The 19,314-nt window shown below is 59.4% G+C and carries 18 protein-coding genes; 12 read left to right on the top strand and 6 right to left on the bottom strand.

Going from position 1 to position 19,314, the window contains the following annotated elements; translation table 11 throughout:
• Positions 1–156 precede the first annotated feature (156 nt).
• From ACIQU2_RS13740 to ACIQU2_RS13730, 3 genes are all read left to right on the top strand, one after another.
• On the top strand, positions 157–1,086 hold the full coding sequence (locus tag ACIQU2_RS13740; protein ID WP_046047541.1) for a LysR family transcriptional regulator: 930 nt from the start codon (positions 157–159) through the stop codon (positions 1,084–1,086).
• Between the two features lie 94 nt (positions 1,087–1,180).
• A complete protein-coding gene (locus ACIQU2_RS13735) occupies positions 1,181–1,582 on the top strand; it encodes a MerR family DNA-binding transcriptional regulator (protein WP_046047542.1) in 402 nt (133 codons plus the stop codon).
• Between the two features lie 147 nt (positions 1,583–1,729).
• Complete coding sequence (locus ACIQU2_RS13730; RefSeq protein ID WP_347803608.1) at positions 1,730–2,629, top strand: hydroxymethylglutaryl-CoA lyase; 900 nt, start codon at positions 1,730–1,732, stop codon at positions 2,627–2,629.
• A 618-nt stretch (positions 2,630–3,247) separates the two neighbouring features.
• Here ACIQU2_RS13730 and ACIQU2_RS13725 read toward each other — a convergent pair.
• Complete coding sequence (locus ACIQU2_RS13725) at positions 3,248–4,945, bottom strand: AMP-binding protein (RefSeq protein ID WP_403141461.1); 1,698 nt, start codon at positions 4,943–4,945, stop codon at positions 3,248–3,250.
• 204 nt (positions 4,946–5,149) lie between these two features.
• Between ACIQU2_RS13725 and ACIQU2_RS13720 the strand changes: the two genes are divergently transcribed.
• From ACIQU2_RS13720 to ACIQU2_RS13705, 4 genes are read left to right on the top strand one after another with little or no spacing between them, the layout of a single operon-like run.
• The gene (locus ACIQU2_RS13720; protein ID WP_403141459.1) at positions 5,150–6,313 is read left to right on the top strand and encodes an isovaleryl-CoA dehydrogenase; all 1,164 of its coding nucleotides are present in this window, start codon (positions 5,150–5,152) and stop codon (positions 6,311–6,313) included.
• A gap of 12 nt (positions 6,314–6,325) precedes the next feature.
• Complete coding sequence (locus ACIQU2_RS13715; protein ID WP_347803606.1) at positions 6,326–7,933, top strand: carboxyl transferase domain-containing protein; 1,608 nt, start codon at positions 6,326–6,328, stop codon at positions 7,931–7,933.
• Positions 7,934–7,946: 13 nt separating this feature from the next.
• Complete coding sequence (locus ACIQU2_RS13710) at positions 7,947–8,762, top strand: gamma-carboxygeranoyl-CoA hydratase (RefSeq protein WP_403141456.1); 816 nt, start codon at positions 7,947–7,949, stop codon at positions 8,760–8,762.
• Entirely contained in the window at positions 8,762–10,717 is a 1,956-nt protein-coding gene (locus ACIQU2_RS13705) for an acetyl/propionyl/methylcrotonyl-CoA carboxylase subunit alpha (protein ID WP_403141453.1), read from the top strand. Before ACIQU2_RS13710 ends, ACIQU2_RS13705 begins: the two co-directional genes overlap by 1 nt.
• A gap of 39 nt (positions 10,718–10,756) precedes the next feature.
• On the opposite strand, the gene ACIQU2_RS13700 is transcribed toward ACIQU2_RS13705, so the two are convergent.
• Positions 10,757–11,407 carry a LexA family transcriptional regulator gene (locus tag ACIQU2_RS13700; RefSeq protein WP_149629367.1) on the bottom strand — a complete coding sequence of 217 codons (651 nt, stop codon included), beginning with the start codon at positions 11,405–11,407 and terminating at the stop codon, positions 10,757–10,759.
• A 129-nt stretch (positions 11,408–11,536) separates the two neighbouring features.
• On the opposite strand from ACIQU2_RS13700, the gene ACIQU2_RS13695 reads away from it, so the two are divergent.
• The gene (locus ACIQU2_RS13695; RefSeq protein WP_347803603.1) at positions 11,537–11,878 is read left to right on the top strand and encodes a DUF6124 family protein; all 342 of its coding nucleotides are present in this window, start codon (positions 11,537–11,539) and stop codon (positions 11,876–11,878) included.
• Between the two features lie 483 nt (positions 11,879–12,361).
• On the top strand, positions 12,362–13,513 hold the full coding sequence (locus ACIQU2_RS13690; protein ID WP_403141447.1) for a M14-type cytosolic carboxypeptidase: 1,152 nt from the start codon (positions 12,362–12,364) through the stop codon (positions 13,511–13,513).
• Between the two features lie 41 nt (positions 13,514–13,554).
• On the opposite strand, the gene ACIQU2_RS13685 is transcribed toward ACIQU2_RS13690, so the two are convergent.
• The gene (locus tag ACIQU2_RS13685; protein ID WP_403141444.1) at positions 13,555–14,001 is read right to left on the bottom strand and encodes a winged helix-turn-helix transcriptional regulator; all 447 of its coding nucleotides are present in this window, start codon (positions 13,999–14,001) and stop codon (positions 13,555–13,557) included.
• Between the two features lie 96 nt (positions 14,002–14,097).
• Here ACIQU2_RS13685 and ACIQU2_RS13680 point away from each other — a divergent pair, with 96 nt between their 5' ends.
• A complete protein-coding gene (locus ACIQU2_RS13680; RefSeq protein ID WP_403141442.1) occupies positions 14,098–15,300 on the top strand; it encodes an MFS transporter in 1,203 nt (400 codons plus the stop codon).
• Position 15,301: 1 nt separating this feature from the next.
• Here the strand turns inward: ACIQU2_RS13680 and ACIQU2_RS13675 are convergent, their stop codons facing one another.
• Positions 15,302–15,847 (bottom strand): cytochrome b, encoded by a 546-nt coding sequence (locus ACIQU2_RS13675; RefSeq protein WP_403141439.1) that lies wholly within the window; start codon positions 15,845–15,847, stop codon positions 15,302–15,304.
• Positions 15,844–16,932, bottom strand: a complete 1,089-nt coding sequence (locus ACIQU2_RS13670; protein ID WP_347803598.1) for a catalase family peroxidase — start codon at positions 16,930–16,932, stop codon at positions 15,844–15,846. Before ACIQU2_RS13670 ends, ACIQU2_RS13675 begins: the two co-directional genes overlap by 4 nt.
• A gap of 158 nt (positions 16,933–17,090) precedes the next feature.
• Between ACIQU2_RS13670 and ACIQU2_RS13665 the strand changes: the two genes are divergently transcribed.
• Positions 17,091–17,597 carry a sigma-70 family RNA polymerase sigma factor gene (locus ACIQU2_RS13665; protein WP_347803597.1) on the top strand — a complete coding sequence of 169 codons (507 nt, stop codon included), beginning with the start codon at positions 17,091–17,093 and terminating at the stop codon, positions 17,595–17,597.
• On the top strand, positions 17,594–18,346 hold the full coding sequence (locus ACIQU2_RS13660; protein ID WP_403141431.1) for an anti-sigma factor family protein: 753 nt from the start codon (positions 17,594–17,596) through the stop codon (positions 18,344–18,346). The genes ACIQU2_RS13665 and ACIQU2_RS13660 overlap by 4 nt, the downstream gene beginning before the upstream one ends.
• Positions 18,347–18,425: 79 nt before the next feature.
• Here ACIQU2_RS13660 and ACIQU2_RS13655 read toward each other — a convergent pair whose 3' ends face one another.
• Positions 18,426–19,262, bottom strand: coding sequence for an IclR family transcriptional regulator (locus ACIQU2_RS13655; RefSeq protein ID WP_008148459.1), 837 nt, complete (start codon positions 19,260–19,262; stop codon positions 18,426–18,428).
• Between the last annotated feature and the right edge of the window lie 52 nt (positions 19,263–19,314).

The following is a 19,314-nucleotide window of genomic DNA, read 5'->3' as shown; positions in this document are numbered from 1 at the left end:
TACCTTTTAACTGAGGGTTTTGATGAGTTGTTCAGGTCATGCAATCGATGCTAGAACAGCTACGAAAATTTACCTAGCCTATTCTCGGCGTGTATTAACATTCATCACCGATATATGATCGGCTGATCGAGAGCCCAACAATAAGAGTGCAGCGCAATGAATCTGAGCAAGGTCGACCTCAACCTTTTCATCGTCTTCGACGCGATCTACACCGAAGCCAACCTGACCCGCGCCGGGCAGATTGTCGGCATTACTCAACCGGCGGTCTCGAACGCTCTGGCCCGTCTGCGCGAGACCTTCAATGACCCGTTGTTCGTGCGTACCGCTCAGGGCATGGTCCCGACGCCCATGGCGCAGAACATTATCGGGCCGGTGCGTAACGCCCTCTCCTTGCTGCGGGTTTCGGTCCAGGAAAGCCGTATTTTCAACCCGTTGCAGGCGGTCAAGACCTACCGCATCAGCATGACCGACCTCACCGAAGCGGTGATCCTGCCGGCACTGTTTCAGCGCCTGCGGCGCCTGGCGCCGACGGTGATCATCGAAAGCTTTCTGTCCAAGCGCCGCGAAACCACCAAGGAGCTGGCGGCCGGGCGTCTCGATTTCGCTGTCGACGCGCCACTTAACACTGACCCGCAAGTGCGCCATGTCAAGTTGATGGAAGACCGTTACGTGTGCGCCATGCGCAAGGGCCATCCGCTGGCGGGCAAAGAGAAATTCACCCTTGATGATTATCTGTCGCTGACCCATATCCATATTTCCAGCCGTCGTAGTGGTCTGGGCCATGTCGACCTGGCCTTGGGCAAAATGGGCATCCAGCGCAAGATCGCCCTGCGATCCCAGCATTACTTGATGGCATCCCAGGTGTTGCAGCAGACCGACATGGTGATGACCGTGCCGGAACGCTTTGCCCGTCGCCATGACCTGTACTCGGTGAACCTGCCGGTCAACGATGTGCCGCCGGTGGAAACCCACCTCTACTGGCACGAAAGCACCGACCAGGACCCGGCCAACCGCTGGATGCGCGAGCAGATGATCGAGTTGTGCCAGCAGGTGACGGCACATGAGAAGAAGCTCGATAAGGTGTAGGAAACACCTGATAGACGAAGGATCAGGGCGCGATGCTTGACGTAAACGTCAACCTGCCATTAGCTTAGCGCCATGACCTTTTTCGAGCGCTTCCATGAGCAGCCAGACCTATAGCATTTCCGACCTCGCCCGCGAGCTCGACATCACCACCCGGGCCATTCGCTTTTATGAAGAGCAAGGCCTGCTCAGCCCCGAGCGACGCGGTCAGGAACGCATCTACTCGCCCCGTGACAAAGTCAGCCTGAAGCTGATCCTGCGGGGCAAGCGCATTGGTTTCTCCCTGGCCGAATGCCGCGAGCTGATCGAACTCTACGATCCCACCGGCGGCAATCAGAAACAGCTGCAAACCATGCTGACCAAAATCGCCGAACGCCGCGAACAGCTGGAGCAGCAAATGCTCGACATCGAACAGATGAAGCTGGAACTGGACACCGCGCAGGAGCGTTGCACCCAGGCGCTGGAACAGACCATCAAGAGCCAGCAGACCGTTCAGTAGGTCAACACAATCCCCTGTGGGAGCGAGCTTGCTCGCGATAGCGTCAGGTCAGTCGACATCCGTGTTGAATGTGCTACCACCATCGCGAGCAAGCTCGCTCCCACAGGGTTCTCCGAATATTCAGACAATCAGCCCAGGTCGAATCCCATGTCCCTACCCACTCACGTACGCCTGGTCGAAGTCGGTCCACGCGACGGTCTGCAAAACGAAGCCCAACCCATCAGCGTTGCGGACAAGGTGCAACTGGTCGACGCGCTGACCGCCGCCGGTCTCGGGTATATAGAAGTCGGCAGTTTTGTGTCGCCCAAATGGGTACCGCAAATGGCCGGTTCCGCCGACGTCTTCGCGCAAATCCAGCGCAAGCCTGGCGTGACTTATGGTGCACTCGCCCCCAACCTGCGCGGGTTTGAAGACGCCATTGCGGCCGGGGTCAAGGAAGTCGCGGTCTTCGCCGCCGCGTCGGAATCGTTTTCCCAGCGCAACATCAATTGCTCGATCAGCGAAAGCCTGGAGCGTTTCGTGCCGATCATGGACGCCGCCAGGCAACACGGGGTCAGCGTGCGCGGTTACGTGTCCTGCGTGCTGGGCTGCCCTTACGAAGGTAATGTTGCGCCGGAACAAGTCGCTCGGGTCGCTCGCGAGCTCTACGCGATGGGCTGCTATGAAGTTTCCCTCGGCGACACCATCGGCACCGGCACCGCTGGCGCGACCCGCCAGATGTTCGACGTGGTGTCGGCCGACGTACCCCGTGAAAAACTGGCCGGGCACTTCCACGACACTTATGGCCAGGCCATGGCCAACATCTACGCCAGTCTGCTGGAAGGCATCTCGGTGTTTGACAGCTCCATCGCCGGCCTCGGTGGCTGCCCGTACGCCAAGGGCGCCAGCGGTAACGTCGCCACCGAAGACGTGGTTTACCTGCTCAACGGCCTGGGTATCGAAACCGGTATCGACCTGGACGCCTTGATTCTGGCCGGTCAGCAGATTTGCGCGGTGCTGGGGCGAGCGACCGGTTCGCGCGTCGCCAAGGCTCGTAGCGCACAGTGAGTGCGCGGATGTGTCCGGGTGTTACCGCTGCGCCTGAAACGTGGGGCGCAAGCGAGTAACACGGAAACAGATTGTCGGGTTTTGACTGACGGAAAAATCCGATAAAAATACAAACCATTGATTTTAAAGGCTTTTAAAAAGTTGGCACGGCTTCTGCTATCTCTACTGCATAACAAGAACAAAAAAAGCGGCAAACCTAATAAAAATAAGACGTAACGACTCTGACATAACAAAAACAACACGGCAGAGACGCAGCTAACAGATTTTTTTGGAGAGGATGTGCTTTTCAGGGTGCTTTTCGGAGTAACCCGCAACCGGGCAGAGAACAATAAAACTACCTTCAGGTAGCTCCCGAACTGGTTGGATCGCTTAGCGAAAAAGTAGATCAGCGCTCAAAAAAATACGTTTGCTCTTGATCCCGGATGGGGATCGACAAAAACAGCGGTAAAGGGTCACGGTTTCCAAAAACAACAACAGACCGCCCCTCAATAATAAAAAAAGAGCACGCGCAACGACAAAATTAAAGGGGAGCTTCGGCTCCCCTTTGTGCTTTCTGGCGTTTGTAATTTGCAGCGCCATCCCATGTGGGAGCGAATTCGCTCCCACATGGGATTTTCGTCAGATGTTATTGGTCTTCAACTCCTCGATACTGATCTCGCGCATCCGAAACTTCTGAATCTTCCCCGTCACCGTCATCGGAAACTCATCGACGAACTTAAAGTAACGCGGTGTCTTGAAGTGCGCGATGCGTTCCTTGCACCAGGCTTGCAGCTCCTGCTCGGTAGCGCTGTGGCCCGGATGGAATTTGATCCAGGCGACAATCTCTTCGCCATAACGCGAACACGGAATCCCGATCACCTGCACATCCGCCACCGCCGGATGGGTAAAGAAGAACTCTTCCAACTCCCGTGGGTAAATATTCTCACCGCCGCGGATGATCATGTCTTTGTTACGCCCGGCAATGCATACGTAGCCTTCGTCGTTCATGCTCGCCAGATCACCGGTGTGCATCCAGCCCGCCTGGTCGATGGCTTCCGCGGTGCCTTGCGGGTTGTTCCAGTAACCAAGCATCACGCTGTAGCCGCGGGTGCACAGCTCACCGATAGTGCCGCGCGGCACCAGGTTGCCCGCCTCGTCGATGATCTTGCTTTCCAGTTGCGGCTGAGTGCGGCCGACGGTGGTGACGCGCAACTCCAGTTCGTCTGACGGACCGGTCTGCAACGACACCGGACTTGTTTCCGTCATGCCATAGGCAATCTGCACTTCGCTCATGTGCATGTCACTGATGACCCGACGCATCACTTCGATCGGACAGGTCGCCCCGGCCATGATCCCGGTGCGCAGGCTCGACAGATCGAATTCAGCGCGTTTGGGCTGATCGAGCATGGCGATGAACATGGTTGGCACGCCGTAGAGAGCGGTGGCCTTTTCTTCGGCGACGGTGGTCAGGGTCAGCAGTGGATCGAACGCATCGCTGGGGTAAATCATGGTGCTGCCGTGGGTCATGCAACCGAGGTTGCCCATGACCATGCCGAAGCAGTGGTACAGCGGCACCGGGATGACCAGACGATCACTCGCGGTCAGGCCGAGGCTTTCGCCGACCATGTAACCGTTGTTCAGAATGTTGTAGTGACTAAGGGTCGCACCCTTCGGAAAACCGGTGGTGCCGGAGGTGTACTGGATGTTCACCGCCTGGTCGAAATGCAGGCTGTCCTGACGTTCGCTCAACTGCTTTGCCGACACGCTCCCCGCGAGATCGGCCAATTGCGACCACGGCAGGAAACCCGATGGCGGCGAAGCATCAAGGCTGATGACACCGCGCAGCTCCGGCAGTCGTTCGCTCTGCATCTTTCCGATGGAGTGCTCAGCCAGCTCGGGAACGAGGCCTTGCAGCATCCCGTGATAGTCGGAGGTCTTGAAGGCGCCGGCGCAGACCAGCCATTGGCAACCGGATTGCTTCAACACGTATTCGAGTTCGGAGCTGCGGTAGGCCGGGTTGATGTTGACCAGAATCACGCCGATTTTCGCGCTGGCGAACTGGCTGATACACCATTGGGCGCAGTTCGGTGCCCAGATACCCAAACGATCACCGGTCTGCAAACCCAACGCCAACAGCGCTTTGGCATGTAGATCCACGGCTTCGGCCAGTTGCTGCCAGGTGTAGCGCAACTGTTGATGGCGCACGACCAGCGCCTCCCCGGTCGGATACTTCGCGACGGTGTTATCGAACGCCTGGCCGATGGTCATCGCCAGCAAGGCTTTGTCCTGTGAACCACGGGTATAACTGCGCTGCGAGCTTGCACTGGGTTGATCCATGACGACCCCTATTGTCTTTATTAGTGGGTTGTTGGAACGAGGCATATGGCTAGCCCCGATCATTCAGAACTGGCTCTACTCTCGCTCAAGTTGACGTTAACGTAAAGGGTGATTGACAGCCATTCGTCACAGGCTTACGTTAACGTAAAGGTGAGAACCAAATCACGGCCCTCCCTACCCTACAAAAAAGCCAAAAGGTGACCCATGAGCTACCCATCCCTGAACTTTGCCCTCGGTGAAACCATCGACTTGCTGCGCGATCAGGTTCAGTCCTTCGTCGCCAAAGAGATCGCACCACGCGCCGCTCAGATCGACATCGACAACCTGTTCCCCGCCGACCTGTGGCGTAAATTCGGTGACATGGGCCTGCTGGGCGTGACCGTCCCGGAAGAGTACGGCGGCGCTGGCCTGGGTTACCTGGCGCACGTGGTTATCATGGAAGAAATCAGCCGCGGTTCGGCCTCGGTCGCCCTCTCCTACGGCGCGCACTCCAACCTTTGCGTCAACCAGATCAACCGCAACGGCAATCACGAACAGAAAACCAAGTACCTGCCGAAACTGATCAGCGGCGAGCACATCGGCGCCCTGGCCATGAGCGAACCGAATGCCGGTTCTGACGTGGTGTCGATGAAACTGCGCGCCGACAAACGCGGCGATCACTACGTCCTCAACGGCAGCAAGACCTGGATCACCAACGGCCCGGACGCCAATACCTACGTGATCTACGCCAAGACTGACCTGGAAAAAGGCCCCCACGGCATCACCGCGTTCATCGTAGAACGTGATTCCAAAGGCTTCAGCCGCAGCAACAAATTCGACAAGCTCGGCATGCGCGGTTCCAACACCTGCGAGCTGTTCTTCGACGACGTCGAAGTACCGGAAGAAAACATCCTCGGCGTGCTCAACGGCGGCGTGAAAGTGCTGATGAGCGGCCTCGATTACGAGCGCGTTGTGCTGTCCGGCGGCCCTACCGGGATTATGCAGGCCTGCATGGACCTCATCGTTCCGTACATCCACGACCGCAAGCAGTTCGGCCAAAGCATCGGCGAATTCCAGCTGATCCAGGGCAAGGTTGCTGACATGTACACCCAACTCAACGCCAGCCGCGCCTACCTCTATGCGGTAGCGCAAGCGTGCGAGCGCGGCGAAACCGCCCGCAAGGATGCCGCCGGGGTGATCCTTTACAGCGCCGAATGCGCGACCCGAATGGCTCTCGACGCGATACAGATTCTGGGTGGCAACGGCTACATCAACGAATTCCCGGCCGGTCGTCTGCTGCGTGACGCCAAGCTGTACGAAATCGGCGCCGGCACCAGTGAGATCCGTCGCATGCTGATCGGTCGCGAACTGTTCAACGAAACCCGCTAAACGGAGCTGTCCATGGCTATCCTGCATACCCAGCTCAACCCCCGTTCGGCGGAGTTCGCGGCCAACAGCGCGGCGATGCTCAAACAGGTCGACGACCTGCACACCCTGCTCGCTAAAGTGCAGCAAGGTGGCGGCCCGAAGGCGCAAGAGCGCCACACCTCGCGGGGCAAACTGCTGCCTCGTGAACGCATCAATCGCCTGCTCGATCCGGGTTCGCCGTTTCTCGAGATCAGCCAATTGGCGGCCTACGAGGTTTATGGCGAAGACGTTCCGGCCGCTGGCGTAATTGCCGGGATCGGCCGTGTGGAAGGCGTCGAATGCATGATCGTCGCCAACGACGCCACCGTAAAAGGTGGCTCGTATTACCCGCTGACCGTGAAAAAACACCTGCGCGCGCAGACCATCGCTCAGCAGAACCGATTGCCGTGCATCTACCTGGTGGACTCCGGCGGCGCCAACCTGCCACGTCAGGATGAAGTGTTCCCGGATCGTGAGCACTTCGGGAGGATCTTCTTCAACCAGGCGAACATGAGCGCCATGGGCATCCCGCAAATCGCGGTGGTCATGGGTTCCTGCACCGCCGGTGGCGCGTACGTGCCGGCCATGGCTGACGAAGCGATCATGGTGCGTGAACAAGCGACGATTTTCCTCGCCGGCCCGCCACTGGTGAAAGCCGCCACGGGTGAAGTGGTCAGCGCCGAAGACCTCGGTGGGGCCGATGTGCACTGCAAGATTTCCGGGGTGGCCGACCACTACGCCGAGAGCGACGAACACGCCTTGGCCATTGCGCGACGCAGCATCGCCAACCTCAACTGGCGCAAACTCGGCGAACTGCAGCAGCGCACGCCAATCGCCCCGCTCTACAACAGCGACGAGTTGTACGGCGTGGTGTCGGCGGATGCCAAGCAGCCGTTCGACGTGCGCGAAGTGATCGCGCGGTTGGTGGACGGTTCGGTGTTCGACGAATTCAAAGCACTGTTCGGGACGACTCTGGTGTGCGGCTTTGCCCACTTGCACGGTTACCCGATCGCGATCCTCGCCAACAACGGCATTCTGTTCGCCGAAGCCGCGCAGAAAGGCGCGCACTTTATCGAACTGGCCTGTCAGCGCGGCATTCCGCTGCTGTTCCTGCAAAACATCACCGGTTTCATGGTCGGCCAGAAATACGAGGCCGGCGGCATCGCCAAGCATGGCGCGAAACTGGTGACCGCCGTGGCGTGCGCCAAGGTACCGAAATTTACCGTTATCATCGGCGGCAGTTTCGGTGCCGGTAACTACGGCATGTGCGGCCGGGCTTACGATCCACGCTTCCTGTGGATGTGGCCGAACGCACGCATCGGTGTGATGGGCGCCGAGCAGGCTGCGGGTGTTTTGGTGCAGGTGAAACGCGAGCAGGCCGAACGCAGTGGTCACGGTTTCAGCGCCGAGCAGGAAGCCGAGATCAAGCAACCGATCCTCGACCAGTATGAAGAACAGGGGCATCCCTACTACTCCAGCGCCCGGTTGTGGGACGACGGCGTCATCGACCCGGCGCAAACCCGCGATGTATTGGCCCTGGCCTTGTCGGCATCGCTGAATGCGCCTGTCGAACAGAGCCGCTTCGGCGTGTTCCGGATGTGATCGGGAGAAAATCATGAGCGACTTCAATACCCTCGAACTGCTGAGCGACCCCCGTGGTTTTGCGACCCTGTGGCTCAGCCGTGAAGAAAAGAACAACGCCTTCAACGCCGAAATGATCCGCGAACTGATCCTCGCGCTGGACAAAGTGTCGAGCGATGCCAGTCTGCGTTTCCTGTTAGTGCGTGGACGCGGCAAGCATTTCAGCGCTGGCGCAGACCTTGCCTGGATGCAGCAATCGGCCGAACTCGATTACCACACCAACCTCGACGATGCCCGGGAACTGGCGGAGTTGATGTACAACCTCGCCAAGCTGAAAGTCCCGACGCTGGCGGTGGTGCAAGGCGCGGCCTATGGCGGCGCGCTGGGCCTGATCAGTTGCTGCGACATGGCGATTGGCGCCGACGACGCGCAGTTCTGCCTGTCGGAAGTGCGTATCGGCCTGGCCCCGGCGGTGATCAGTCCGTTCGTGGTGCAAGCCATCGGCGAACGCGCGGCACGTCGCTACGCGCTGACTGCCGAGCGTTTCGGCGGACAACGAGCGCGGGAAATCGGCTTGTTGTCGGAGAGTTATCCGATCGTTGAACTGGAACAGAAAGTCGAACAGTGGATCGACAACCTGTTGCTCAACAGCCCGGCCGCCATGCGTGCCAGCAAGGACTTGCTGCGCGAAGTCGGCCACGGCGCGCTGACCCCGGCACTACGCCGCTACACCGAAAACGCCATCGCCCGCATCCGCGTCAGCCCCGAAGGTCAGGAAGGCCTGCGGGCCTTTCTGCAAAAGCGTCCGCCGAGCTGGCAAGCCGAAACCACCACCAAGGAGCCGCGTTGATGAGCGCACCTGTTCTCACCACCCTGCTGGTGGCCAACCGCGGCGAAATCGCTTGCCGGGTGATGCGCACCGCCAAAGCCCTGGGCCTGACTACCGTGGCCGTTCATAGCGCCACTGACCGTGAAGCCCGACACAGCCGCGAAGCGGATATCCGCGTCGACCTCGGTGGCAGCAAAGCCGCTGACAGTTACCTGCAAATCGACAAACTGATCGCCGCCGCCAAGGCCAGCGGCGCTCAGGCGATTCATCCGGGTTATGGCTTTCTTTCCGAGAACGCCGGGTTCGCCCGCGCGATCGAAGAAGCCGGCCTGATTTTCCTCGGCCCGCCCGCCTCGGCCATCGATGCGATGGGCAGCAAATCCGCGGCCAAAGCCTTGATGGAAACCGCCGGCGTGCCGCTGGTGCCTGGCTATCACGGCGAAGCTCAGGACCTCGACACTTTCCGCGACGCCTGCGAACGCATTGGTTATCCGGTGCTGCTCAAGGCTACCGCTGGGGGCGGCGGCAAAGGCATGAAAGTGGTCGAGGACGTCAGTCAATTGGCCGAAGCCCTGGCCTCAGCCCAACGTGAAGCGAAATCCTCGTTCGGCGATTCGCGGATGCTGGTGGAGAAGTACCTGCTCAAACCGCGCCATGTGGAAATCCAGGTCTTCGCCGACCAGCATGGCAACTGCCTGTACCTCAACGAACGTGATTGCTCGATCCAGCGTCGGCACCAAAAAGTCGTTGAAGAAGCACCCGCTCCAGGCTTGAGCCCGGAACTGCGTCGCGCCATGGGTGAGGCCGCCGTGCGATCGGCACAGGCCATCGGTTATGTCGGCGCCGGCACCGTGGAGTTTCTGTTGGATTCGCGGGGTGAGTTCTTCTTCATGGAGATGAACACACGCCTGCAAGTCGAACACCCGGTCACCGAAGCCATCACCGGCCTCGATCTGGTGGCCTGGCAGATTCGTGTGGCCCGCGGCGAAGCTCTGCCGATGACTCAAGCCGAGGTTCCGCTGATCGGCCATGCCATCGAAGTGCGGTTGTATGCCGAAGACCCGGGCAATGAGTTCCTGCCGGCTACCGGTCGACTGGAGCTGTATCGTGAATCCGCGCAAGGTCCGGGACGGCGGGTGGACAGTGGCGTCGAAGAAGGCGATGAGATCTCGCCATTCTACGACCCGATGCTCGGCAAACTGATTGCCTGGGGCGAAGATCGTGAACAGGCGCGACTGCGGCTGCTGAGCATGCTCGATGAGTTCGCCATTGGCGGGCTCAAGACCAACATCAACTTCCTGCGCCGGATCGTCGGCCATCCGGCGTTTGCTGCGGCCGAACTGGATACCGGATTCATTCCGCGTTATCAGGAAGAACTGCTGCCAGTCACCTCGGACCTCAGTGACGAGTTCTGGCAAGCCGCTGCCCAGGCGTTTGCCCAAAGTCAGCCGAGTACGACCCGTGCCGATGATCCGGTTTCGCCTTGGGCCAACAGCAACGGTTTCCGTGCCGGACTGCCGACAGAAATCACCTTGCATTTGAGTTGTGAAGGCCAGGATCGCGCGCTGACGTTGGGCGACGCTGAGGCCCACACCGCTCAACTCAAGGGCGAGCAACTGCTGACCGAGCATAACGGCCTGCGCCGCCAGCATCGGGCAATTCGCCATGGCGACGTTGTGTATCTGCAATGGGAAGGTGAATTGCGCCGCATCGAGTCCTACGACCCGATCAGTGCCGTCGAAGCCAGTCATAGCCATCACGGCGGGCTGACCGCCCCCATGAATGGCAGCATCGTGCGGGTACTGGTGGAAGCCGGGCAAACGGTCGAAGCCGGGGCGCAACTGGTGGTGCTGGAAGCGATGAAGATGGAGCACAGCATTCGTGCGCCACACGCCGGGGTGATCAAGGCGCTGTATTGCCAGGAAGGCGAAATGGTCAGTGAAGGCAGTGCGTTGGTCGAGTTTGAAGAAGCATGAAATGAAGATCGGTCCTACGCCTTGCGAGGACCGATCTGATTAGAATTTGGCGGTTGCCTGAACCACTACGCCGATAATTCGGCACTCGTCGGTGAAGATAGCCTTCGGATAGGTCGGATTGAGCGGGACCAGATAACGCTGCCCGCCCTCTTCGATCAACTTGCGAAAGGTCGCCTCGGCGCTGTCCGGCCACTGGGCGATCACCAGTTTTCCGGGTTCCGGCACGATGGCCGGGTCCACCAGGATCATCATGCCCTCGGCAATGCTGATACCCGTGGGCGCGGTCATCGCATCGCCCACCACACTCAGCCAGAAGGCCGGGCCCTGGGCGTGGTAGTCGGTCAGCTCGAAGCGTTCCTCCTTGCGATACACCGTCAGCTCACCATCGCGCAGCTGCGCCGGCTCCTTCCAGTCACTGACCGGGTAGCGGAAGTACGGGTTGTACTTCAGCGCCAGAGGCATCTCCTCCTCTTCCAAGATGAGTGGTTCGCGGATCACCAGCGCCACTTCGAGAAAATCCATGCCCAGCGCCTTCAACACACGGTTCATGTTGACGACGCCGGGGTCGCGGCGTTTGTTCAGCCAGTGGCCGACGCCGCCCTGGGACATCCCGAGGCGATCTGCGAGTTCTTCTTGAGTGACTTTGAGTTCACTCATCTTGGCCTTGACCAATTCAATCCATTTATCCATGTGCGGCACGATACGTGGGCGCCTCCGGCCATCAAAACACAAATTGTAGTATTTAATCTCTCGTCATAAATACAGTACGTACTAGGATTGGTTCACGGATCTGAATCTATCACGGAGTTTGCCATCGCCATGTCCATCCCCTGCAACGACCTGCCTGACATGCAAATCGACACTTCCCTCACCTCGCCCAAAGGCTCTGCCGCCGCGCAACGAGCGCTGGACTATTACTTGAAACCAGCTGTTTCAGAGGAAGTGGTCGAAGAACGTTTCTTTGACGTAAACCGCAACATCAGCTGCGAAGAGGCGCTGGTCCATGCCACGGATTTGCTACGTTGTGCCGCCGCCATCGCGTACGAGTCAGCCAGCAATTTGCAGGGCGCAAGTCGGGACCTGGCGTTTTCGGCGGTGCACATGATCGACATGGCCAAGGCGATGGTGGATCGATCCCTGGAGGACGATCAGAACGGGTGAGACACGGGTGCTGACTAGGAGGACGGGAAAGAATTTTCCAATCGCGCAGATAAAAACATTTGACTTGCAAACGAGAATGATTATTATTGCATGCAGCTGGTCGCGAGATCAGTCGATTGTCCAAGTGACCTTAGGTCGGTCTCCTGGACTATCTCCTCATCAGGCTAATCACGGTTTTTGACCCGGCTTATTGCCGGGTCTTTTTTTTGCCAGTTATTCTGGCTTTACCTTCAGGCTAATGAAGTCTTTAGGTGCTGCAAATTCGAATGGCGCGGATGATATCAAAAGAATGTCCGTTGGCAAGAGAAGCCCGGCTTCATTGGCCCAAACTAATCAAAAATAGCGCTTGAGAATCAATCGCACAGTCTCTAAGCTGCGTCGGCGTCAAGGAGGACGCCCCCGCTTAACCCCAGAATTTCCCCCGGTTTTTCCCTTCCCAGCGTGTAAAGTAACAGCCATAAAAATCATATTCAGGAATCGACTATGACCGTGGCTAAATCCTCTTTCGACATCAGTGCCAACTTCGACAGTGGCAACATTGAAGTGCTGGACATCAGCAATCCGTTGCAAGCCCTGCTGGCTATCAAGCCAGACACCCGCAGCCAGCACTTTCAGTGGTTCCACTTCAAGGCCAGCGGTCTGCACGTCGGTCAGGAACACTGGTTTCGTCTGAACAATGCCAGCAAGTCCTCCTACAACAAAGCCTGGGATGGTTATCAGGCGGTGGCGTCCTACGACCACGTCAACTGGTTCCGGGTGCCGACCATTTTCGAAGGTGACTGCCTGCGCTTCAGCCTTGAAGCCACCGCCACCCACGCCTGGTTTGCTTACTTCGAACCCTACAGCCGCGGTCGCCATGACTGGTTGATCGAGCAGGCGTTGTCCAAGGCCGGCACCGAACTGCTGGCCACCGGCAAAAGCGTCGAAGGTCGAGACATCCAACTGCTGCGTAAAGGCACGGGCGCCGAAGGTCAACGCAAGGTCTGGATCATCGCCCAGCAACACCCCGGCGAACACATGGCCGAATGGTTCATGGAAGGCGTGATCGAACGTCTCGAAAAACACGACGATCCGATATTGAACAAACTGCTGACTAGCGCCGATCTATATTTGGTTCCGAACATGAACCCGGACGGCGCTTTCCACGGTCACCTGCGCACCAACGCCATGGGCCAGGACCTGAACCGCGCCTGGCAGAGCGCCAGCCAGGAAATTAGCCCGGAAGTGCTGTTCGTTCAGCAGCAGATGGAAAAGTACGGTGTGGACCTGTTCCTCGACATCCATGGCGACGAAGAAATCCCCTACGTGTTCACCGCCGGCTGCGAAGGCAACCCGGGCTACACGCCACGAATCGAAAAACTCGAAGAGCATTTCCGCAGCCATCTGAAGCACCTGACCAAGGACTTCCAGACCAAGCACGGCTATACACGCGACGAGCCGGGCAAAGCCAACATGACCCTGGCGTGCAACAGCGTCGGCGAGAAATTCGACTGCCTGTCGCTGACCCTCGAAATGCCCTTCAAGGACAACAACGATGCGCCGAATGCGCTGACCGGCTGGTCTGGCAAACGCTCGAAGCAATTGGGCAAGGATGTGATGACGACCGTGGCTGACATGGTCGATACCTTGCGCTGATCACGCTCGATGGCTGCATGCCCGGCATGCAGCCATGCCTCTCACTCGGCAGCAATCCGCACGCAATCCTCAGGGCCCAGCAAGCGCCCATCCTCGGCACGTAATTCCAGCGTCTGCACCGGTCGGCCGTTCTCTCGGTCAACAACCCGCGAATGCGCCTCCCCTGCCTCATAGAAAAACGCCTCGCCCCATTGGCGCAATCCGATGATCAACGGGAACAGGCCTTTGCCCTTTTCGGTCAACACATACTCCTGATACGCACTGCCGTCCGATGCCGGCACCAGGTCGAAAATGCCGTGGGCCACCAGGGTGCGCAGCCGCGCAGACAAAATATTCTTGGCCATGCCCAAATTGCGCTGAAGCTCCCCGAACCGGCGTATGCCGTCAAATGCATCGCGCACGATCAGCAACGACCACCCATCACCAATGGCATCCAGGGAACGGGCAACCGGGCATTCGGCGTTTTCCATGCTTGTACGTTTAGCCATGAGCGCGCTCACCTCCATCAAATGTAGTTGCAATATAAAACCAGCTTCCTTACCGTACAACTGGTTTCACTTTGAAACCACACAAGGAAGCCCGTCATGAAACCTGAACATCCATTGAGCGGCGCCGTGGTGCTGCTGTTTGCCATCGCCTGCGGCCTGGCCGTCGGCAATGTTTACTACGCACAACCGCTGCTCGATGCCATGGCCGAGGCCTTCGCCATGGACCCCGCAACCGTCGGCATCGTCGTCACGCTGACTCAAGTCGGTTACGGCGCAGGCTTGGTGTTGCTGGTGCCGCTGGGTGACCTGCTCAATCGCCGGCGCCTGATCGTTACGCAAACTGTGCTGTCGGCGCTGGCCTTGCTCATGATCGCACTGGCGCCTGACAACATCTGGCTGCTGATCGGCATGACATTGACCGGGTTATTGGCTGTCGTGACCCAAGTGTTGGTGGCCTACGCCGCGACATTGGCCATCCCGGAACAGCGAGGGCGTGTGGTCGGTGTGGTCACCAGCGGCATCGTCGTCGGTATTCTGCTCGCCCGGACAGTGGCCGGCGGCATGGCTGACCTCGCCGGTTGGCGTTCGATTTATCTGTTGTCAGCGGGTTTGACGCTGGTGATGGCGTTGCTGCTGTTTCGTGTGTTGCCCAAGCATGAAGATGCGCAACCCGCCAGTTCCTACGGCGCCTTACTGGGCTCGGTATTCACGCTGTTCAAGGAAGAACCGGTGCTGCGCCAGCGGGCGGTGCTTGCGCTACTGACCTTCGCCAGCGCCATGGTGTTGTGGACGCCCATGGTGCTACCGCTGAGCGCTCCGCCGATGTCGTTGTCCCACACACAAATCGGATTATTCGGACTGGCAGGTGTCGCCGGTGCACTGGCCGCCGCTCGCGCCGGGCATCTGGCTGATCGTGGCCTGGGACAATGGACCAGCGGTTTGTCACTCCTGTTGATGCTGGTTTCCTGGCTGCCGATCGCCTTCACCCAGTCCTCATTGTGGGCATTGCTGCTTGGCGTGATTACCTTGGATCTGGGTTTGCAGGCCGTGCACGTCACCAGCCAGAGCATGATCTACAGCGTGCGCCCCGAAGCCCAAAGCCGACTCACCGCCGGCTACATGCTGTTCTATTCAGTTGGCAGCGCCTTGGGGTCGATCGGTTCGACGGCGATGTACGCATGGGCCGGGTGGCTCGGCGTATGCCTGCTGGGCGCAGGCATCAATGCTGTGGCGTTGCTCTATTGGTGGCGAACGCTGTCCATGAAAGCCCCCTCGCCACAGTGCCTCGCCAGCCTTTAGGTCATCCGCGATCCTTCCCCCGCAACATGCTGTCCAGCACCTCATCGCGACGCACCCAGCCGTGAAACAACGCCGCCGCCAAATGCAGCAGCACCGTCAAGAACAGCAGATACGCCAAATACCCGTGAGCCTTGCGCAGGAACGCAAACACCTGCGCATTCGCGGGCAGGATCGATGGCAACTGCAATGAACTGCTGAGCATCACCGGATCCCCCGCCGCCGAAATCATCGCCCAACCCAGCAGTGGCAGAATCAGCATCAAGGCGTACAGCAAAACATGTGAAGCCCTGGCCACTAGCGCTTGCCAACCCGGCAGATCCGCTGGCAGCGGTGGCTGTTGAGTGGAAAAGCGCACGGCCAGGCGCACGATCACCAGCAGCAGAATCGCGACGCCCAAGGGTTTGTGCAGATGAATCAGCCACTCATAACGCTCGGACACCGAAGCGGCCATGCCCGCGCCGATAAACAGCATGGCAATGATCATCAGCGCCATCAGCCAGTGCAGCAATCGCGCTAAAGGCGCGAAGTGGTTCGGTTGAGCGCTCATTGACGAGACTCCTGTTTATTAGCAGCGGGCAACTGGCTGACTTCGCTGGTACGACGCAAGTAGGAAGTGGCGTACCCCGCTGAACGAGCGGCGAGCAATGGGTCGTCGGAACTTTCTATACCGGCGGGCAGTACCAGCGGGTCGTAGTTGATGTCACGGCATTCGCCATTGAGTTGCGGCTGGGTGCTTTCGAGCACCAGGGTGCCGGCGTTCAACACTTTGCGACCCTCGGGCCAGGCCTTGCTGGCGTCGTTGACCGGATCGCCAGGGTTGGCCAGCGTGATGTTCAGTTGCCAACGCAGCGGCCCTGCGGAGATCCGCTGAACCAGGTCCTTTTCCAGGAATTCACCCCCTTCAGGCGCCGTAGCACCCGCTGCATCCTGAGCGACGGGCACCATGCTCCAGCGCACCGCCTGCCGCTGACCGGCCGCGTTCACCAGGTAAAACGCATTGACGCTGTTGTAGGTTTCCGTCACGTAACTGGCCGACGGCTTGGCCGTTTTGATCCAGGCCAGGAACGGTGCCGCTTCCGGATGCGAACCGAAGAACGCTGGCACGGCAGCAGGATTCGGTTTGCCCGTGGCCGGGTCCGGTGACTGGGCTTGTTGCAATTGGTAGAACGCTTCGGGCGTGCCCACCGGGAACACCGGCATGCTGTTCATCCCGGTGCGCCACTGCTGGCCGTTGGCCTGGGTGAATCGCAAGGCCAGGCTGCGGATCGGCACGCTGTTGTCTGGCGCATAAGGATTACCGGCCGGTAATGCGAAACGCCCGACCACCGGGGTCCTCGCTTCATTGAACACCTGAGCACTGGAATAACTGCGCGCCTCGCCGCTGCTCTCGAAATGTCCGATCACGCACACGCCTTTGGAATGATTACGCCGGAAGCCCGGGTGCACCCCGTTGTTGGTTTCCAGCACATTGATCAGCTTTTTCGGCGTCAGACGCTGTGGGTCAAAGGTGCCGTTGACGTAGGCAAAAGCCCCGGCCAGGACGGCAACCACCACAGCGATACCGGCCAGACGTAATGTCAGGCTCGCGGCACTCAAGGGTGGCCGGGTTGGCGGTGATGAGCGATCTACCATGAAAGACTCCAGGGCCATCGGCCACAAGTGAGAAGGATCAAGCAGACGAACCCCACGGCGGTTTATTCCATCGCGCGGTATTTATTTTTTCAGGCGTGGAATAACCTCGCATGCCGGGCGTCTCTCTAGTCCACAGCGTAGTGACTAGTCAGAACTTCATGAACGATATCGACGAACGACTGAGAGAAATCCTTCCCAGATTGCGCCGGTTTGCCGTGTCGTTGACGCGCAATCCCAGCGGCGCCGACGACCTGGTGCAGTCTTGCCTTGAGCGCGCGCTGTCGAGTTGGGGCGACAAACGCCCCGAGGGCGACTTGCGCGCCTGGTTGTTTTCGATTCTGTATCGACAGTTTCTCGATGCTCACCGGCGCTCCCGGCGTTATGCACGGATGCTCGAATTCTTCACCGGGCGTGACGATACACAACCGTCGGTGGAGCGCACCGTGATCGCCCAATCGACCCTGAAAGCCTTTGACCAGCTCACCACCGAACAACGCGCCCTGCTGCTCTGGGTCTCGGTCGAAGGCTTGAGTTATAAAGAGGTCGCCGAGATTCTCGACGTCCCCACCGGCACCGTGATGTCCCGCCTGTCCCGCGCCCGCCAGGCCCTGCGCCAACTCAGCGACGGCGAAATCACCCGCCCTTCTCTGCGGAGACTCAAATGATCAGCCTGCCCCCAAGCGAGCGTGACCTGCACGCCTATGTCGACCAGCAACTCAGCGATGCCGACCGACGTCTGGTGGAAACTTTTCTGGCCAGCAACGCTGAAATGGCTGCCAAAGTGCGTGCCTGGCAGCAGGACGCCCAGCAATTGCGCGCGGCATTGAGCGGCGCCCTGCAGCAACCGGCCAACCCGGACCTCGACCCGACGCTGATTCGCCAACGCCTCAAACGACAATCTCGCCGTCACCTGGCCAGCGCCGCCGTGTTGCTGATCGCGGTCAGCGTCGGCGGATTCAGCGGTTGGCAAGCCCGGGAGATGACGCTCGTCAGTGCCCAACTGCCGATGACCGATGCCCTGCAGGCCTATCGCCTGATTGCCCAGCAAGGCATCCTGCCGGCCGACTACAAAGTCAGCGATGACGGTGACATGCAGGGTTGGCTCGACCGCTATTTCACTCAGGCCAATCGCTTGCCTGACCTTTCGGGAGCAGGCTTCAAACCGGTCAGCGGACGCTTGCTGAGCACCGAGCAAGGGCCGGCGGCGATGGTGGTTTACGAGGATCAGGGCGGACACAAAATCAGCTTCTACGTCCGCCCACCGGGACCAAAAAACTACCTGTTGCCGAGGGGCAGTCGTAGCGATGGCGAGTTGCAGGCCGAGTACTGGTCAGGGGGCGGGTACAACTACGCGATGGTCAGCCCGACGGATACGCCGGCGGCGCAGATGCTCAAGCAGACGGTACGGTTTTAAAAGATCAAAAGATCGCAGCCTTCGGCAGCTACAGGGGAACTCAAAATCTGTGTAGGAGCTGCCGCAGGCTGCGATCTTTTCAACCCTGCCCGAACACTTGCGAAGGCCTACGCAGCAACGGGTCGAACGGATTGATCCGCGGTCCGATCAGTGCCGCTTCGCGCTTGAGCATTTCCACCACCGTCGGCAAGCGATCCGGCCCCAGCCGATCACTGACGGTGGCCACACTCAATGCCGCGACCGCCCGCCCTTCACGATCCAGAATCGGCACTGCCACCCCGGCCATGCCCTGCAACACGCCGGTGTTGCGCCCGGCATAACCCAGTTTGCGCACATTCTCGACTTCCGAGCGCAGGAACACCTCGTCGTACAGGTGGAAATCCTTGAGCCTCGGCAAGTTGTAGTGAATCACCGTGTCGCGCTCTTCTTCCGGCAGGAACGCCAGAATCGCCAGGCTGCCCTGCCCCACCCCCAGTGCTACGCGCCCGCCGATGTCACCGGTAAAGGTGCGGATCGGAAACGGCCCTTCGCTGCGGTCCAGGCAGATCGCATCAAAACCACTGCGCGCCAGCAAGAACAACGAATCCCCCAACGATGCCGACAGCCGCAGCAACGCCGGCCGCACCAGTTCGCGCAGGTTTCCGGTGTTCCCGGCGCGGGCCGCCAGCGCAAAGAACTCCAGGCTCAGGCGATAGCGTTTGCTGCGCGCATCCTGCTCGACCATCCCCTCATCCATCAAACTGCGCAGCAATCGGTGCGTGGTCGGTTGCGACAAACCGATGCGCTGGGCCAGTTGCGTCACCCGCTCCCCGCCCTCGACGGTGTCACCCAGGCTGCGCAGCACGGCAAACAGTCTGGAGACCGCACCAACACCGACATCACTTTTACTTTCATTCCGCTCAATGGAATCTGTCATGGGTTTTCTCGAGTATTAATTTACTCACCGAATGAACCTGAAAATAATCATC

This window comes from Pseudomonas sp. NPDC098740 (genome assembly GCF_044760065.1).
In the GTDB taxonomy this organism is placed as follows: Bacteria; Pseudomonadota; Gammaproteobacteria; order Pseudomonadales; family Pseudomonadaceae; genus Aquipseudomonas; species Aquipseudomonas rossensis.
Note: the sequence above shows the minus strand (reverse complement) of the source record. Positions and strands in the feature narration are given on the sequence as shown.

Bases quoted from the DNA above. Each gene is read 5' to 3' on its own strand.
- ACIQU2_RS13700 (WP_149629367.1), bottom strand. From the start codon at position 11,407: ATGGATAAATGGATTGAATTGGTCAAGGCCAAGATGAGTGAACTCAAA.
- ACIQU2_RS13715 (WP_347803606.1), top strand. From the start codon at position 6,326: ATGGCTATCCTGCATACCCAGCTCAACCCCCGTTCGGCGGAGTTCGCG.
- ACIQU2_RS13740 (WP_046047541.1), top strand. From the start codon at position 157: ATGAATCTGAGCAAGGTCGACCTCAACCTTTTCATCGTCTTCGACGCG.
- ACIQU2_RS13675 (WP_403141439.1), bottom strand. From the start codon at position 15,847: ATGAGCGCTCAACCGAACCACTTCGCGCCTTTAGCGCGATTGCTGCAC.
- ACIQU2_RS13730 (WP_347803608.1), top strand. From the start codon at position 1,730: ATGTCCCTACCCACTCACGTACGCCTGGTCGAAGTCGGTCCACGCGAC.
- ACIQU2_RS13655 (WP_008148459.1), bottom strand. From the start codon at position 19,262: ATGACAGATTCCATTGAGCGGAATGAAAGTAAAAGTGATGTCGGTGTT.
- ACIQU2_RS13660 (WP_403141431.1), top strand. From the start codon at position 17,594: ATGATCAGCCTGCCCCCAAGCGAGCGTGACCTGCACGCCTATGTCGAC.
- ACIQU2_RS13690 (WP_403141447.1), top strand. From the start codon at position 12,362: ATGACCGTGGCTAAATCCTCTTTCGACATCAGTGCCAACTTCGACAGT.
- ACIQU2_RS13685 (WP_403141444.1), bottom strand. From the start codon at position 14,001: ATGGCTAAACGTACAAGCATGGAAAACGCCGAATGCCCGGTTGCCCGT.
- ACIQU2_RS13725 (WP_403141461.1), bottom strand. From the start codon at position 4,945: ATGGATCAACCCAGTGCAAGCTCGCAGCGCAGTTATACCCGTGGTTCA.
- ACIQU2_RS13665 (WP_347803597.1), top strand. From the start codon at position 17,091: ATGAACGATATCGACGAACGACTGAGAGAAATCCTTCCCAGATTGCGC.
- ACIQU2_RS13670 (WP_347803598.1), bottom strand. From the start codon at position 16,932: ATGGTAGATCGCTCATCACCGCCAACCCGGCCACCCTTGAGTGCCGCG.
- ACIQU2_RS13695 (WP_347803603.1), top strand. From the start codon at position 11,537: ATGTCCATCCCCTGCAACGACCTGCCTGACATGCAAATCGACACTTCC.
- ACIQU2_RS13735 (WP_046047542.1), top strand. From the start codon at position 1,181: ATGAGCAGCCAGACCTATAGCATTTCCGACCTCGCCCGCGAGCTCGAC.
- ACIQU2_RS13680 (WP_403141442.1), top strand. From the start codon at position 14,098: ATGAAACCTGAACATCCATTGAGCGGCGCCGTGGTGCTGCTGTTTGCC.
- ACIQU2_RS13705 (WP_403141453.1), top strand. From the start codon at position 8,762: ATGAGCGCACCTGTTCTCACCACCCTGCTGGTGGCCAACCGCGGCGAA.
- ACIQU2_RS13710 (WP_403141456.1), top strand. From the start codon at position 7,947: ATGAGCGACTTCAATACCCTCGAACTGCTGAGCGACCCCCGTGGTTTT.
- ACIQU2_RS13720 (WP_403141459.1), top strand. From the start codon at position 5,150: ATGAGCTACCCATCCCTGAACTTTGCCCTCGGTGAAACCATCGACTTG.